Source organism: Pseudomonas neuropathica, assembly GCF_015461835.1.
In the GTDB taxonomy this organism is placed as follows: Bacteria; Pseudomonadota; Gammaproteobacteria; order Pseudomonadales; family Pseudomonadaceae; genus Aquipseudomonas; species Aquipseudomonas neuropathica.
This window is the reverse complement of sequence record NZ_JACOPX010000018.1, coordinates 62695-76702: the sequence shown is the minus strand read 5'-3', so window position 1 is coordinate 76702 and position 14008 is coordinate 62695. Positions and strand designations below refer to the sequence as shown.

Below are 14008 nucleotides of genomic sequence, written 5' to 3'. Positions count from 1 at the left end.
TGCCAGATCTGCCATCCACCACCGAACAATGTGGGAGCGAGCTTGCTCGCGAAAGCGTCCATTCCGTCAATGCAGTAGGTGACTGGTGAACCGCATTCGCGAGCAAGCTCGCTCCCACGTTGTTTTGCGCCAAGCGTTAAATCTCGCGCATCATGCGCGACCTAAAGATGCCAGGGAGGCAAACAATGAAAACAGCATTCGTCGCTGTACTCGGGGCTCTGTTGATCGCTCAACCAGCCATGTCCTTCGCGGATAACAGCAACGGCAAAAACCTCTATGTGCAGCGCTGCGCTGTGTGCCACGGCGCCGATATCAAAGGAACAGGGCCGCTGGCGCACAAAAGCAATCCGCCCACACCTGACCTGACAACCTCCGCGTTCAAGCAACGACTGCATGAATATCCTGGGGTGATTGTGTCGTCGATCATCCTTCGCCCGAACGGCAACCTGATACCGAAAACGCTGAAGGAAAATGGGGTAAAAATACCGCCGCACGCCTGGAGCGTTAAGGAACTGCGCGATCTGCATGAATACATGAGTGGTGTGATTTCGATAAAACGCTGAGCTGCACAGGTGACCCGGACGGTCGTTCGAGGAATCCATTGCTTCGGCTTAATAGGAAGCATTACTATTCACGCCCCTTTCCTCAGCACGCCGCCAAAACCCCCATGCGTCCCCGCAGACCCGGCTTTTTCGAGCACTACGAAGAGTTGATCGGCACCTGGACTCGTCGCCTGCGCAATCGCGCGCAGGCCGAGGATCTGGCGCACGACACCTTTGTGCGGGTGCTTGAGTCGGATTCGGCGGCGGTGCAGCAGCCACGGGCGTACTTGCACCAGACCGCGCGCAATATCGCGGTCGACGGTTATCGGCGTGAGGATCGGCGCGGCGCTTTGGAGTCGCAGGACATCGATCACACTGAGTCGTCAATCGGCGACCCTGAGCATTACATGCATGCGATCCAGCTGGCCGATTCCATCGAACGGGCGCTCAGCGAGTTGCCGATCAATTGCCGGAAGATTTTTGTCTGGCAGAAGATCGAAGGCCTGACTCAGGCGGAAATCGCCGAACGCCTGGGGCTGTCCAAGAACATGGTCGAAAAGTATATGATCCGCACCCTGCGCCATCTGCGTGATCGCCTCGACGGGTTGCAGTCATGAGCCGCTGCCCCGTTTCATCTTCAGCCCAACAGGACATTCCATGATGGAGACGCGTGCTTGCGCGTGCGGGCAAACAACGGTGCGCGATGACGCGGCTCGCTGGTTTGTGCGTTTGCAGGAGCCGGCCATTGAGGCCGACGAGCAGCAGCGCTTCGACGCCTGGCTGAATGAACATCCGCAGCACCGTGACGAATTCCAGTTGCTGCAGGGCTTGTGGTCGGCCGCCGATTTGCTTTCGGCGCCGCGCCTCAGAGCCCTTGCTGAAACGCCGCCAACACGCCGCGAACGCCGTCCGCTGCTACGTTATGCCGTGGCCGCCAGTGTGCTGGCGGTGGCGCTCGGCCTGGGCTTGTTCAGTGGCTTGAATCATCCGGGCGGTTATCGCGCCGAGTTCGCCACGGCGTTGGGCGAGCGCAAACATGTGGCACTGCCGGACGGTTCGGTGATCGATTTGAACAGCCGCAGCCGCTTGCAGGTGCGCTTTGAACAGGATCGGCGGCTGATCGAGTTAAGTGAAGGTGAGGCGATGTTCAGCGTCGCGCACGACACTTCACGACCGTTCGTGGTCGAGGCCGGTAGCGGCAAGGTCACGGTCACCGGCACGCGTTTCGATGTGCGCCGCGACGTCACGCAAACCCGCGTGGCGGTGGAGCAGGGTACGGTGAAAGTGCAGGGCCGTGATGCGTCGGATGATCAGTTCATCAGCCTGACTGCCGGCCTCGGCACTCATGTCGATGCCCAAGGCCAAGTCGCCGCCGCCTATGCGGTGAACCCGGCGGAACTGACGGCGTGGCGTGGCGGCAAACTGGTGTTCAACAACGCCAGCCTCAGCGAAGTCGCGGCCGAAGTGTCGCGTTATCGTGAGAAGCCGCTGACCGTTGCCAACCCGGACGTGGCCAGTCTGCGCCTGACCAGCGTGTTCAAATCCGACAACACCGATGCCTTGCTCAAAGCCTTGCCGAGCATCCTGCCGGTGGCCGTTCGCACCCTCGCGGATGGCAGTCAGGAAATAATCGCAAAATAAAATTCAGGTTTTTTTCGAGTTCTTCGTCTTCCTGTTCAACTGCAACTGGTTTGCATTAACAGCCGCACACTCTTGCGATCCACAGGACTACGTACGACGTGAAAAACACCCCTGCCAACAACAAAAAATTCCCTTGGCTGCCGCTGGCTCTTGCGCTGGCGGTCAATGCTGGCATGCCACTGGCGTTCGCCGGTGAAGCCATTCATATCCGTGCGCAGCCACTGGGTCAGGCCTTGAGCGAGCTGGGCCAGCAAACATCGCTGCAAGTGTTTTTCAGCCCGGATCTGGTCGCCGGCAAACAGGCCCCGGCGGTCGACGGCGACATCTCCCCGGAGCAGGCGCTGCGCCAATTGCTGCAGGGCAGTGGTCTGGATTATCAGATCAACGAAGGTTCGGTGACGCTGTCGCCTGCCGCAACCTCCACCGCCGGCAATGGCCCGTTGGAACTGGGCGTGACCGACATCAAAGTGGTCGGTGACTGGCTCGGCGATGCCAACGCTGCCGTGGTGCAGAACCACCCCGGCGCGCGCACGGTGATCCGCCGCGAAGCAATGGTTGAACAGGGCGCAATGAACGTCAGTGACGTGCTCAAGCGCGTACCGGGCGTGCAGGTGCAGGACTCCAACGGCACCGGCGGCAGTGACATTTCCCTCAACGTCGGTGTGCGCGGTCTGACCTCGCGTCTGTCGCCGCGCTCCACCGTGTTGATCGATGGTGTGCCGGCGGCGTTCGCTCCCTATGGCCAGCCGCAACTGTCGATGGCGCCGATTTCCTCGGGCAACCTCGACAGCATCGACGTGGTACGCGGCGCCGGTTCGGTGCGTTATGGGCCGCAGAACGTTGGCGGGGTGATCAACTTCGTCACCCGCGCGATCCCGGAAAAAGCCACCGGTGAAATCGGCACCACGCTGGAAACCACCCAGTACGGTGGCTGGAAACACATCGACACCGCGTTTCTCGGCGGCACCGCCGACAACGGCATGGGCGTGGCGTTGCTGTATTCGGGTGTCAACGGTAACGGCTACCGCGAGCGCAACAACGGCAACGACATCGACGACGTGCTGCTCAAGACCCACTGGGCGCCGACCGATCAGGACGATTTCAGCCTCAACTTCCACTACTACGACGCCACGGCCGACATGCCCGGCGGTCTGACACAGAAGCAGTACGACGCCAAACCGTACGACTCGGTGCGGGACTACGACCAATTCACCGGCCGGCGCAAAGACGTGTCGTTCAAGTGGATCCGCCAGATCGACGAGCGCACCCAGGCGGAAATCCTCACCTACTACACCGACAGTTTCCGTGGCAGCACCATTGCCGCCCGCGACCAGAAAACCCTCAGCTCCTATCCGCGTTCGTATTACACCCTGGGCATCGAGCCACGGGTCTCGCGGGTATTCGATGTCGGCCCGACCACGCAGGAAGTCAGTGTCGGTTATCGCTACCTGAAAGAGGCGATGCACGAATCGTCGAGCCGCGTGGCGCTGGTCAACAACCAGCCGGTGCTCACGTCGACCTCCGACGGCCATGTGTTCCAGGACCGCACGGGTGGCACCGAGGCCAACTCGGTCTACCTCGACAACAAAATCGACGTCGGCAACTGGACCATCACCCCGGGCATTCGCTTCGAACACATCAGCACCGACTGGCATGACCGCGCCGTGCTCGACACCGCCGGCAAACCGGTGCAGGCGAAAAACCGCAGCATCGAAAGCAACGAGCCGTTGCCGGCGCTGAGCGTGATGTATCACCTGTCGGACGCCTGGAAACTGTTCGCCAACTACGAAACCTCGTTCGGCAGCCTGCAGTATTTCCAGCTCGGCCAGGGCGGCTCGGGTGATCAGACCGCCAACGGTCTGGAGCCGGAAAAGGCCAAGACCTACGAGATCGGCACGCGCTACAACGATGACGTGTGGGGCGGCGAAGTGACGCTGTTCTACATCGACTTCGACGACGAGCTGCAATACATCAGCAATGACGTGGGCTGGACCAACCTCGGCGCGACCAAGCACCAGGGCATCGAGGCCTCGGTGCATTACGACATGGCGGCGCTGGATCCGCGTCTTGACGGCTTGACCGCCAACGCTGGCTTCACCTACACCCGCGCCACCTATGAAGGCGAGATTCCGGGCTTCAAGGGCCGTGATCTGCCGTTCTATTCGCGTCAGGTGGCGACCGTCGGTTTGCGTTACGACATCAACCGCTGGACTTACAACATCGACGGTTTCGCTCAGTCGAAACAGCGCTCGCCGGGCACCGGTGTCAACGCCGACGGCAGTTTCAACGGCAACTACATCACCGATGGCACGGCAGATGGGCAATATGGCGACATCCCAGGTTACGTGACCTGGAACGTGCGTGGGGGTTATGACTTCGGGCCGCAGGTGTCGAATTTGAAACTGGGCGCCGGGGTGAAGAACATCTTCGACAAGCAGTACTTCACCCGCTCCAGCGACAACAACTCGGGGATGTATGTCGGCGCGCCGAGGACGTTCTTTGTGCAGGCCAGTGTCGGCTTCTAAAGCATAAGATCAAAAGATCGCAGCCTGCGGCAGCTCCTACATTGGAATGCGTTCCTGTAGGAGCTGCCGCAGGCTGCGATCTTTTGCTTCAGACTTTCAGGACTTTGCCGCCGATGGCCACTGCCACCAACAGCACCGCCATCAAGCCAAAGGCAAAGCTCAAACTGCTGGCATGCGCTACAAAGCCGATCACCGCCGGCCCGGCCAGAATCCCTGCATAACCGAGCGTGGTAATGGCCGGCACGGCGATGCTTTCCGGCATCACCGTCTGCTTGCCCACCGCCGTGTACAGCACTGGCACGATGTTCGAGCAACCAGCGCCGACCAACGCGTAACCGACCAGCGCCGCTTCCCAGCTTGGCGCGAATGTCGCCAGAAACAGGCCGGCCGCTGCCAACAGACCACCAAACAAAATGATCCGTGTTGCACCGACCATCCGCACAATCCGGTCACCCATCAAACGTCCGGCCGTCATGGTCAATGCAAACGCCGCATAACCCAGCCCTGCGTACGCCGTGTCGATCCCGCGCTCCTGCGCCAGAAACACCGCGCTCCAGTCCAGCGCCGCGCCTTCGGTGAGAAAGACGATGAAACACATCCCGCCGATAAACAGCACGATGCCGTGGGGGATGGCGAACGCCGGCCCAGAGCTTTCACTGCCGTAAGGCAGCATGTGCGGAACGCACTTGAACAGCGCCGCGATCAATACCACGACCACTACCAACATCGCCGCCAGCGGCGTCAAGCCGAGGCCGAGCAGGGCGCTGACACCCGCCGCGCCGACGATCCCGCCGAGACTGAACAAGCCGTGAAAACCCGACATCATGTTCTTGCCGCTGGCGCGTTCGACGATCACCGCTTGCAGGTTTACGGTCGAATCCACCGTGCCCAGGCCGGCGCCGAACATGAACAGCGTGGCGATCAGCGCCGGTATCGACGACACCGTGGCCAGTAACGGCAGCGCCGCGCAGATCAACAACGTGCCGCCGGTGGCGACGCGCCGACAGCCGAAGCGCGTGGCGAGAATCCCGGCCAGCGGCATCGCCAGAATCGAACCGACCCCCAGGCACAACAAAAGTAACCCCAGCGTGCCTTCATCCAGTCCGGCGCGCGCCTTGGCGTAAGGCACCAAGGGCGCCCACGCGGCGATGCCGAGGCCAGCGATGAAAAAGGCGATGCGCGTGGACATCTGTTGCAGGCGTCCGGGGACGAAAGTGTCTTGGGGGTTGAGGCTGGTCATATCGATCCTTGGCAAAAAACTTCGCGTCCCCGAAGGACAGTGATACGGCGACGAGGTTCGATCGCCGATGCTCGGGGACGTGCAGACGACATCCTACCCTGTGGGAGTGAGCCTGCTCGCGATAGCGGCTTGTCAGTCAATATTTTTTTGCCTGATACACCGCTATCGCGAGCAGGCTCACTCCTACAGGGGATTCGGTTTACAGTGGGATTCTTCGGTAGCAGGGACTCAGGTTGATGACGCAATTCTACGATGCGCGCGGCAATATCTATGGTGTGATTTCGCCCCAGGCACTGCGCGACGCGGGCATTGTTTTGCCCGTCAGCGCCACTGAATGCGCCTCTGCGCGTCACTCTTGGAGCGCAGCGGCAATCAAACTCTGCTGTGACTGGCCCGAAGGCCAACGCCCGACAAACAGCAAATCCCACCGCAGCGACGGCCTGCTGATCGGCCCGTTCCAGACATCGCCGCCATTCGACGTGTTGATCGTCAACACCGACGGCACCCTCGCCGAGCGCAGCGGCAATGGCCTGACGATTTTCTCGCAAGCGCTGACCGAGCAAGGCTTGATGCCGGAGGAGGGCGCGTTGTTGCGCGTGCATCACGACAAGGGTGACGCCGTGGAGACCTCGGTGAAACCGGCCGAAGTCGAAGGCGTTGAAGGTTTCTGGCTTGATCTCGGTCAACCGCGATTCGGACCGGATGCGGTCGCTGCGCAGACGGTTCAAGGCATTGAGTTCAATGCTCGGGACGTAAGCCACGTCCAGCCCTTGGCACAACTTGATCCCGACTGGGCACATAGCCAATTCGTGCGCATTGGCAATCCGCATTGCGTCACGCTGCTGGGTGACGCCGCGGAATTGCCAAGCAATGAGCAGATGCGTGAATCGCCGCTGAGCGAAGGGTTGACCCAAATTGCCTACGCCATACCCGCTGGTGCCGGTGACCCATGCCCGGCCGGCGTCAATCTGCAATGGGCGGTGCTAGAGTCGTCGCAAACAATCCTTGCCCGTGTGTTCGAACGTGGCGAAGGGCCGACGGCCTCATCCGGCACCAGCGCGAGTGCGGTAGCGTGCGCGGCATGGCGGGTGGGTTGGGTTGCCGCAGGAGAAGTGCAAGTGGTCATGCCCGGAGGTACGGCGCCGATTTTGCTCGAAGAAGCGCACGGAGAATTGCTGCGTGTCAGACTGTTCGGTACGGCGCGGTTGATGGACTGAGTTCAAAACCGCCATTGCTGGCTTACCAGCGATGAGGCCCTCAGAGTTAGCCCGTCAGTGAGCCTTGAACAAAGTCACCGACATCACCTGATCACCCTGTACCGTCAACCGCAGCAGTGCCAGTGGCGACGGTTCATCCTCAAAGCATTCAACCAGCACCGATTGCGCCGAACTGGCCTGCACCGCCAGTCGCCCCGCATGTTTCAACTGGCGTTTGACCGCTGCACTGACAGGAATCGGTGCATGCCCGGCGCGCACTTGCTCACAGAAGGACAGCGCGATTTCACGGGGTGTCGGTGCGGGCGGTGAGGTCAGGCCGGCTTCCTCGAACAGTCGATTGAGTTGCTCCGCCGCGCTGACCGCCCGAGGAAACCCCGCGAATGCCGACGCCTGCAACAGCACTTCGGTCATTTCACCGGGCGCCAACCCCGAGGCCAAGCCTGTCTTTAAGTGCACACTCAGCGGCGGGCCGACCATCCCCGAGGCGACGATTGCAGCAAACGACACTGCTTCACGCAAACGCGGATCGAGGCCGGGGCGCGCATGCAAATGCCCGTAAACCACACCCACTGCCAACTCGCCCAGGGCGGGCACGGTGTGAAACAGCGCATCTAGTCGAGCGCCGCCATCGGGTACAAGTCCGGTAAAGATATGTCGGCCTTCGTGGTACAGCGTGGCCATGGGCGAAGGTTTGTTGTTCATGAAAAATCCTCAAGCAAATGAGGATGGCGGCTGATCAACTACGCACGAACTTCAGCATGAAAAAGCGTACATCCGGGAGGGGGACGGCCCGTTGCGATGGCGGCCTTCACACCTTAGCTCAATGTTTGCGGGCGCGAACCTGTTAGTTCTTACAGTTTACGGATGCCCGAATTGCGCTTAAAAGGGGGAGTTCAATCGCAAAGACTCCAGCTGTGTCGATGCCCGATCAGTATTCGCAGGCGAGTACCTTGCCAGCGTGTGCAGGGTGAGCGCCGACAAGTCTTAATCAAAAACGTCCGGCTGTGTCGCTGACATCGCCGCTGGTGAACGAATTGTTCGGGCCGGGTTGCCAGTAGACCGGCGAACCATTCTGTCCGCGCACAACGCATTTCCATTCGAGCGCCTGCTGCCCTGGTACTTCGATGTTCGTGCTCCAGCGATTGCCGGCGGAAGTCAGCGCAATCCCGTGCAGCGGATCCCACGCCCCCAGCTCCAGTGATGAGCCAACGGCGTAAACCCCTTCACCGGATTGCGGGTTAGCATTGTCGCAATGAAGGCTAATGTTGACTGCTGCAGCCTGCACGGGTGTGCTCCAGATGCGAATATCACCGTTGTCCCAGGTCAGCGTCGGTACCCCCATGCCTTCGGGCAATCGTTGCAGGTCGGATTTGAGCGCTATCACCAGCGTGCCACGCGCTCCTGAAGTGGTCCCCACCAGCCCCGAATACTGGGTGTTGAAGCGGATAGGCGAGTCGGCCCGGATAGCAGCATGTTTGCGAAGTTTGATGAGTTGCCGGATCAGCTGGTCGCGCTGCCAATCGTACATATGCGGCCAATAGACCGTCGGCGTTCCGGGGCTGCTGAGGATATAGGCGTAAGCCAGATTGACCAGCGGATCGGGCAGCGCCCAATGATGTTGGCCGCCATTGGCGCCGGGCGAATAGCCGGTGTCATGATTGTCAACGAACGTTACCGCAATCGCACGCCAGGCAGGGTCCGGATTGCCATTCAGGCCGTGGCGCCATTGGGCGATTGAGCCATTTTGCATGCGTTCCTTGAGAGCAAAATCGAACACCGCGCAGTGCGAACGATCAGACCAGTCCTTGAGTACATCCTGCCAACTGGCTGAACGGCGCCAGTCACCTTGCGGATATTCGTCGGGGCCTTTCCAGTTTTCCCCGACGCAGAACTGCTGGCTGCCAAAAGCGTTCATCCAGCGGTCGATTGTCTCCGGGGCGTAACCTCGAACGAAATCGAAGCGCAGGCCCTGGGCACCATAGTTGTCACGCAAATTGATGAATTCGTTCTTGAACGCATTGAAAACCTTGGGGTCGGCGGTATTCAGGTCTGCCGTGCCATCCATGAATGCATCGCCCTCATCACACTGGAGGCAATCATGGCGCCATTCATTGCGCCCTCGGGGAAACATGGACTGGTTGACCCTTTCGTCATTCATGTGATTGGGCACCACGTCGTACACGACTTTGACACCGGCAGTGTTGAGTGCCGCCGCGGCCTGTTTGAGTTGTTGATCGCTGCCATAACGGCTGTTTTTGTCGAAGCCGCTCCAAAAATAGCCCTCGCCACCACCGGATTTGCCAGTCGGTTCGCTCCAGCTGGAGGTGTCAGTCCAGACGGGTGGCAACCAGATCAGCGTGAACCCGTCGCTGCTGATCGTGGACGCGTGTTGTGCAAGAACGGAGTACCACGCTACGGCATTACGGCTGGAATTCCAGTGAAAGCCCTGGAGCATGATTTCTTCGCCGCTGCCATTTCGCATCGTGGCGTTCGTCGCGAAGGTCACACCTAGCGTCAGGCAAAGCCATAAAACCTGGGTGAACAGTAAAAGGCGCTTCATGGTTGTCCTCCTGAATCTGTTGATTCCAGAGGACACTGTGAGTCTGTTCGTAGCGTGTGTCGCCTGTCAGATCTGACAGGTTTGCTCGATTATTTGGCGATAAAAGTCTCGCCAACCATAACCTTGCACACGATCGATCAAGCGTTCTTTATTGAAGAGTGCCAGTCGGCGCCCCAGGGACGCCGATGTCGGGACCTCAGGCAAACTCCACCACCGGCATCTGCCGCTTCATCAACACCTTGCCACCGCGAATCGAATACAGCGGCAAGCCCTGACTGCGGATCACCTCGTAATCGCTGTCCGCCGACAGAATCAGCAGATTCGCCGGACGCCCCTGTTCCAGGCCGTAACGCTCACCCAGGTGCATCGCTTTGGCACTGTTGTCGGTGACCAGATCCAGCGCACTTTGCAGGTTGCGGTAACCGAGCATGTGGCAGATGTGCAGCCCGGCTTCGAGCACTCGCAGAATGTTGCCGTTGCCCAGCGGATACCACGGATCGACGATGGAATCCTGACCGAAACACACGTTCATGCCGGCTTCGAGCAGCTCATTCACGCGGGTCACGCCCCGGCGTTTGGGGAAGTTGTCGAAGCGCCCTTGCAGGTGAATGCTTTCGGTCGGGCACGAGACAAAACTGATCCCGGAATGGCCAAGCAAGCGGAACAGTTTGGCGCAGTAGGCGTTGTCGTAGGAACCCATCGCCGTGGTGTGGCTAGCGGTGACCAACGCGCCCATGTCGCGACTGCGCGCCTCTTCGGCGAGTACTTCAAGGAAGCGTGAGTGCGGGTCGTCGGTTTCGTCGCAATGCACGTCGACCAGGCAACCGGTGCGCTCGGCCAGGTCCATCAGAAACTTCACCGAACTGACGCCCTGATCGCGGGTGTACTCGAAATGCGGAATCCCGCCGACCACGTCCGCGCCCATGCGGATCGCTTCTTCCATCAATTCGCGACCGTTGCGGAACGACTCGATGCCTTCCTGCGGGAACGCGACAATTTGCAGGTCGATAAGGTGACGGCTTTCCTCGCGCACTTCGAGCATGGCTTTGAGCGCGGTGAGTTGCGGGTCGGTAACGTCGATGTGGGTGCGCACGTGCTGGATGCCGTGAGCGGCCAGCGCTTGAATGGTTTTCTTGGCGCGGGTCTTGGTGTCTTCTTCGGTGATGGTGACCTTGCGCTCGCCCCAGCACTCGATGCCTTCGAACAGTGTGCCGCTCATGTTCCAGCGCGGTTCGCCGGCGGTGAGGGTGGCGTCGAGGTGAATGTGTGGTTCGACGAAGGGCGGCACCACCAGATTGCCGCCGGCGTCGAGGTCATCCGGGCCGAGGGTCGGCGCTTCGGTCTGCCGGGCGATGCTGCGGATCAGACCGTCTTCAAGGTGCAACTCGTGCAAACCTTCCTGGTTGCGTAAACGGGCGTTGATGATGTGCATCAGGCGAATCCTTTTTTATAAGTCTTGTAGTGGCGCGGTTGCGCTGCGAGCGCCGAGCACGCCGGTGACGATGACATACGTTAGCGCGGCAGCGGCGATCCCTACCAGCGGCGCGACCCACGGCGAGCTGAACGCGGCAACGGTACCCACCGCATAGGCCCCAAGTCCCGGCCAGTTGAACGCCGGCAACCGTGCGTCGGCCAGGCGCGGATAACGCCCGCGCCAACGGAAGAAGAAGTCCGCCATGATCACCCCGCCAATCGGCGGAATCACCGTGCCGAGCAGAATCAGATACGGCACCAGCATGTCGTACATGCCCAGCAGAGCGAGCAGGGTGCCGATCACCGCGCCAGCGAGGGTCACGGTCTTGCGTCGGCCAGTGCGCAGCAGATTGCAACCGGCGACGGCGAAGTTGTAGATGGTGTTGTCCTGGGTGCTCCAGATGTTCAGCAACAGCATGGCCATCGCGGCCATGGCGAACCCTTGCAACAGCAGCACTTCAACCACGTCCGGCTGTTGGTAGACGATGGCGCCATACGCACCGATCAGCACCATCAGGCCATTGCCGATGAAAAATCCGATCAGGCTGGCCAGTACCGCGACCCGCGCCGAGCGCGAGAAGCGTGTCCAGTTGGTCGCCTGCGTGGCGCCGCTGACGAAGGTGCCGAACACCAGGGTGATTGCCGTCGACCAGTCCAGCGAGCCCGTCGGCACGACGCTGAGCAAGCCGTCGAACCCGCCAACTTTCACCGTCGCCACCCACATCGACAGCAGGAGCAACAACATCATCGCCGGCACGGCGATGTACGAGAGGATTTCCAGCCCGCGATAACCGACGTAGGCCGTGGCGCAGAACAGCAGACCGAACAGCACCATCAGGCCGAGTACCGTGCTTTCTTCGAGATTGAAATATTTACCGATCACCACGGCAGCCGTCGCCGTGCCCCAGGCGTACCAGCCGATCTGGGTGAAACCGAGGATCAGGTCGCTGAGCTTGCTGCCGACTTCGCCGAAGCAGAAGCGGCCCATCAACACCGAGTTGAGGCCACTTTTGAAGGCGATAAAACCCAAGCCCGCCGCATATAGGCCGAGCAGCAGGTTGCCGACGACGATCACCGCCATCATCTCGGCGAAACTGAACGCCACGCCAAGCTTGCCGCCGGCAAACATGGTTGCGGTGAAAAACGTGAAACCGAGCAGCACCATCGCCGTCGAGGCCAGGCCTTTGCGTGCATGCATGGGGACTTCGCTGAGGGGGTAATCGTTGCCTGGATCGTTCTGCGTCATGGGGCGGTCCTTGCTGGAGTGGAGGAGACGCGGGGGAGGGTTGCAGTGGTCGTGCCAAATGCCGGATGGCGCCGGTTATGTATAGACGAGTCGCGTCGGCAAGCGCGAAAACAGTGCACCTGAATACACCGGAGCCCCAATGTAGGAGCTGCCGAAGGCTGCGATCTTTTGCTCTTGTTTTAAAAAGCAAAATCAAAAGATCGCAGCCTTCGGCAGCTCCTACAGGTGGATAGGTGTTGGCTCAGAGGAAGCGCAGCAGGGCGGCGACGATGGCTTCGGGGGCGTCTTCCTGGACGAGGTGTCCGGCGTTGGCAATCGGGTGGAATCGTGACCCCGGGATCATCTGCTGTAACGCGCGGCCACGCTCGATGGGAATCCACTGATCCTGCTCGCCCCAGAGAATCTGTACCGGGCAACGGATCGTCGGGTACAGGCTTTCTGCTTCACGGGTATAGCGCTCATCCATCTGCGCAATCTGCCGATAGAACGCCGCTTGCCCCGGATCGCCCAGCCACGGCTGCAAATAGGGTGCGAGTTCGTCGTCGGGGATATCCCGGTGAATCGCCCCGCGAATATAGGTCGGCACGATGGCGCGCTGAATGTAGTCGGGGATGCCACTAAACGCCGCTTCATGCTGACGCACGTGCTGCACGAATGGCGAACCCCACGGTGTCAGCGCGACCGGATCAATCAGGGTCAGGCTGCGGTAATCCCTGCCGTTGAGCAGATGTGCGCGCAGCACGGTGGCGCCGCCGAAGTCGTGGGCGACGACGTCCGGGCGTTGCAGATTCCAGTGATCGAGCAGTTGCGCCAGCAGTTGATTTTGCACGCCGAGGGAGACGTCGGCGTCGGGTTGCTCGGAGCGCCCGTAGCCCAGCAGATCGAAGTAGTGCACCCGATGCGTGGCGAAAAAGTGCGGTGCGATCCGATGCCACACGTATGACGAAAACGGCGTGCCATGCACGAACACCAGCGGCGGGCCGTCGCCGCGCACGGCGTAGCGGACCTGTCGGCCGTTGAAGTCAAAGACCTGATCCAGCAGCCAGTCTGTCATGGGCCTGTCCTCTTGGCGGGTGGGAGCCAAAAAGCATAGGCGTAAAAAAACAGCCGTGAAGGCTGTTTATTCATTCACTGACACGCCGCTTATCCCTGTGGGAGCAAGCTCGCTCCCACAGGGATAAGCGGTGATTTCTGGATCGGATTATTCACCGCGATAGATGCAACCGCTGGTGCACGTCTCGTGAATACGGATCGCGCTCAGTTCCGGCAGCAACGGCTTCAATTCATTCCAGATGAATTTGGCCAGCACTTCACTGGTCGGGTTCTCCAGACCGGGAATGTCGTTCAGGTAGTTGTGGTCGAGACGCTCGTACAGCGGTTTGAAAATCGCCTTGATCTCGGAGAAATCGCGGATCCAGCCGGTATGCGGATCGAGATCGCCGCTGAGGTGAATCGCCACTTTGAACGAGTGACCGTGCAGACGCCCGCACTTGTGGCCGTCCGGGACGTGCGGCAGGCGGTGGGCGGATTCGAAAGTAAACTCTTTGAAGATTTCCACGGTATT

The 14008-nt window shown here is 60.4% G+C and carries 12 protein-coding genes; 5 read left to right on the top strand and 7 right to left on the bottom strand.

Features of this window, described 5'->3' with window-relative positions; all coding sequences use genetic code 11:
• Positions 1–185: 185 nt before the first annotated feature.
• The 4 genes from H8F23_RS24105 to H8F23_RS24090 all read left to right on the top strand — a co-directional run bounded on the left by H8F23_RS24105 (position 186) and on the right by H8F23_RS24090 (position 4708).
• Positions 186–563, top strand: coding sequence for a cytochrome c (locus H8F23_RS24105; RefSeq protein WP_194936049.1), 378 nt, complete (start codon positions 186–188; stop codon positions 561–563).
• A gap of 104 nt (positions 564–667) precedes the next feature.
• Positions 668–1159 carry a sigma-70 family RNA polymerase sigma factor gene (locus H8F23_RS24100; RefSeq protein WP_099756744.1) on the top strand — a complete coding sequence of 164 codons (492 nt, stop codon included), beginning with the start codon at positions 668–670 and terminating at the stop codon, positions 1157–1159.
• Between the two features lie 40 nt (positions 1160–1199).
• Positions 1200–2183, top strand: coding sequence for a FecR family protein (locus H8F23_RS24095; protein ID WP_194936048.1), 984 nt, complete (start codon positions 1200–1202; stop codon positions 2181–2183).
• Positions 2184–2281: 98 nt separating this feature from the next.
• Positions 2282–4708 carry a TonB-dependent siderophore receptor gene (locus tag H8F23_RS24090; RefSeq protein ID WP_194936047.1) on the top strand — a complete coding sequence of 809 codons (2427 nt, stop codon included), beginning with the start codon at positions 2282–2284 and terminating at the stop codon, positions 4706–4708.
• An 88-nt stretch (positions 4709–4796) separates the two neighbouring features.
• On the opposite strand, the gene H8F23_RS24085 is transcribed toward H8F23_RS24090, so the two are convergent.
• Positions 4797–5948, bottom strand: a complete 1152-nt coding sequence (locus tag H8F23_RS24085) for an MFS transporter (protein WP_093433835.1) — start codon at positions 5946–5948, stop codon at positions 4797–4799.
• Between the two features lie 236 nt (positions 5949–6184).
• On the opposite strand from H8F23_RS24085, the gene H8F23_RS24080 reads away from it, so the two are divergent.
• Positions 6185–7165 (top strand): diaminopimelate epimerase, encoded by a 981-nt coding sequence (locus H8F23_RS24080; protein WP_194936046.1) that lies wholly within the window; start codon positions 6185–6187, stop codon positions 7163–7165.
• 54 nt (positions 7166–7219) lie between these two features.
• Here the strand turns inward: H8F23_RS24080 and H8F23_RS24075 are convergent, their stop codons facing one another.
• The 6 genes from H8F23_RS24075 to queD all read right to left on the bottom strand — a co-directional run bounded on the left by H8F23_RS24075 (position 7220) and on the right by queD (position 14002).
• Positions 7220–7867 carry a carboxymuconolactone decarboxylase family protein gene (locus tag H8F23_RS24075; protein WP_194936045.1) on the bottom strand — a complete coding sequence of 216 codons (648 nt, stop codon included), beginning with the start codon at positions 7865–7867 and terminating at the stop codon, positions 7220–7222.
• Between the two features lie 286 nt (positions 7868–8153).
• Positions 8154–9725, bottom strand: coding sequence for a glucan 1,4-alpha-maltotetraohydrolase domain-containing protein (locus tag H8F23_RS24070; protein WP_194936044.1), 1572 nt, complete (start codon positions 9723–9725; stop codon positions 8154–8156).
• Between the two features lie 196 nt (positions 9726–9921).
• Positions 9922–11157: a cytosine deaminase gene (gene codA / locus H8F23_RS24065; RefSeq protein WP_194936042.1), complete on the bottom strand. Its 1236-nt coding sequence runs from the start codon at positions 11155–11157 to the stop codon at positions 9922–9924.
• A 15-nt stretch (positions 11158–11172) separates the two neighbouring features.
• A complete protein-coding gene (gene codB, locus H8F23_RS24060; RefSeq protein WP_194936041.1) occupies positions 11173–12444 on the bottom strand; it encodes a cytosine permease in 1272 nt (423 codons plus the stop codon).
• 241 nt (positions 12445–12685) lie between these two features.
• Complete coding sequence (locus tag H8F23_RS24055; protein ID WP_194936040.1) at positions 12686–13498, bottom strand: alpha/beta fold hydrolase; 813 nt, start codon at positions 13496–13498, stop codon at positions 12686–12688.
• 147 nt (positions 13499–13645) lie between these two features.
• Positions 13646–14002: a 6-carboxytetrahydropterin synthase QueD gene (gene queD / locus H8F23_RS24050; protein ID WP_007955941.1), complete on the bottom strand. Its 357-nt coding sequence runs from the start codon at positions 14000–14002 to the stop codon at positions 13646–13648.
• Positions 14003–14008: the final 6 nt, after the last annotated feature.

What these genes read in the sequence shown, in the direction of transcription:
- H8F23_RS24105 (WP_194936049.1), top strand. Translation starts at nt 186, where the DNA reads ATGAAAACAGCATTCGTCGCTGTACTCGGGGCTCTGTTGATCGCTCAA.
- H8F23_RS24100 (WP_099756744.1), top strand. Translation starts at nt 668, where the DNA reads ATGCGTCCCCGCAGACCCGGCTTTTTCGAGCACTACGAAGAGTTGATC.
- H8F23_RS24095 (WP_194936048.1), top strand. Translation starts at nt 1,200, where the DNA reads ATGATGGAGACGCGTGCTTGCGCGTGCGGGCAAACAACGGTGCGCGAT.
- H8F23_RS24085 (WP_093433835.1), bottom strand. Translation starts at nt 5,948, where the DNA reads ATGACCAGCCTCAACCCCCAAGACACTTTCGTCCCCGGACGCCTGCAA.
- H8F23_RS24080 (WP_194936046.1), top strand. Translation starts at nt 6,185, where the DNA reads ATGACGCAATTCTACGATGCGCGCGGCAATATCTATGGTGTGATTTCG.
- H8F23_RS24075 (WP_194936045.1), bottom strand. Translation starts at nt 7,867, where the DNA reads ATGAACAACAAACCTTCGCCCATGGCCACGCTGTACCACGAAGGCCGA.
- H8F23_RS24070 (WP_194936044.1), bottom strand. Translation starts at nt 9,725, where the DNA reads ATGAAGCGCCTTTTACTGTTCACCCAGGTTTTATGGCTTTGCCTGACG.
- codA (WP_194936042.1), bottom strand. Translation starts at nt 11,157, where the DNA reads ATGCACATCATCAACGCCCGTTTACGCAACCAGGAAGGTTTGCACGAG.
- codB (WP_194936041.1), bottom strand. Translation starts at nt 12,444, where the DNA reads ATGACGCAGAACGATCCAGGCAACGATTACCCCCTCAGCGAAGTCCCC.
- H8F23_RS24055 (WP_194936040.1), bottom strand. Translation starts at nt 13,498, where the DNA reads ATGACAGACTGGCTGCTGGATCAGGTCTTTGACTTCAACGGCCGACAG.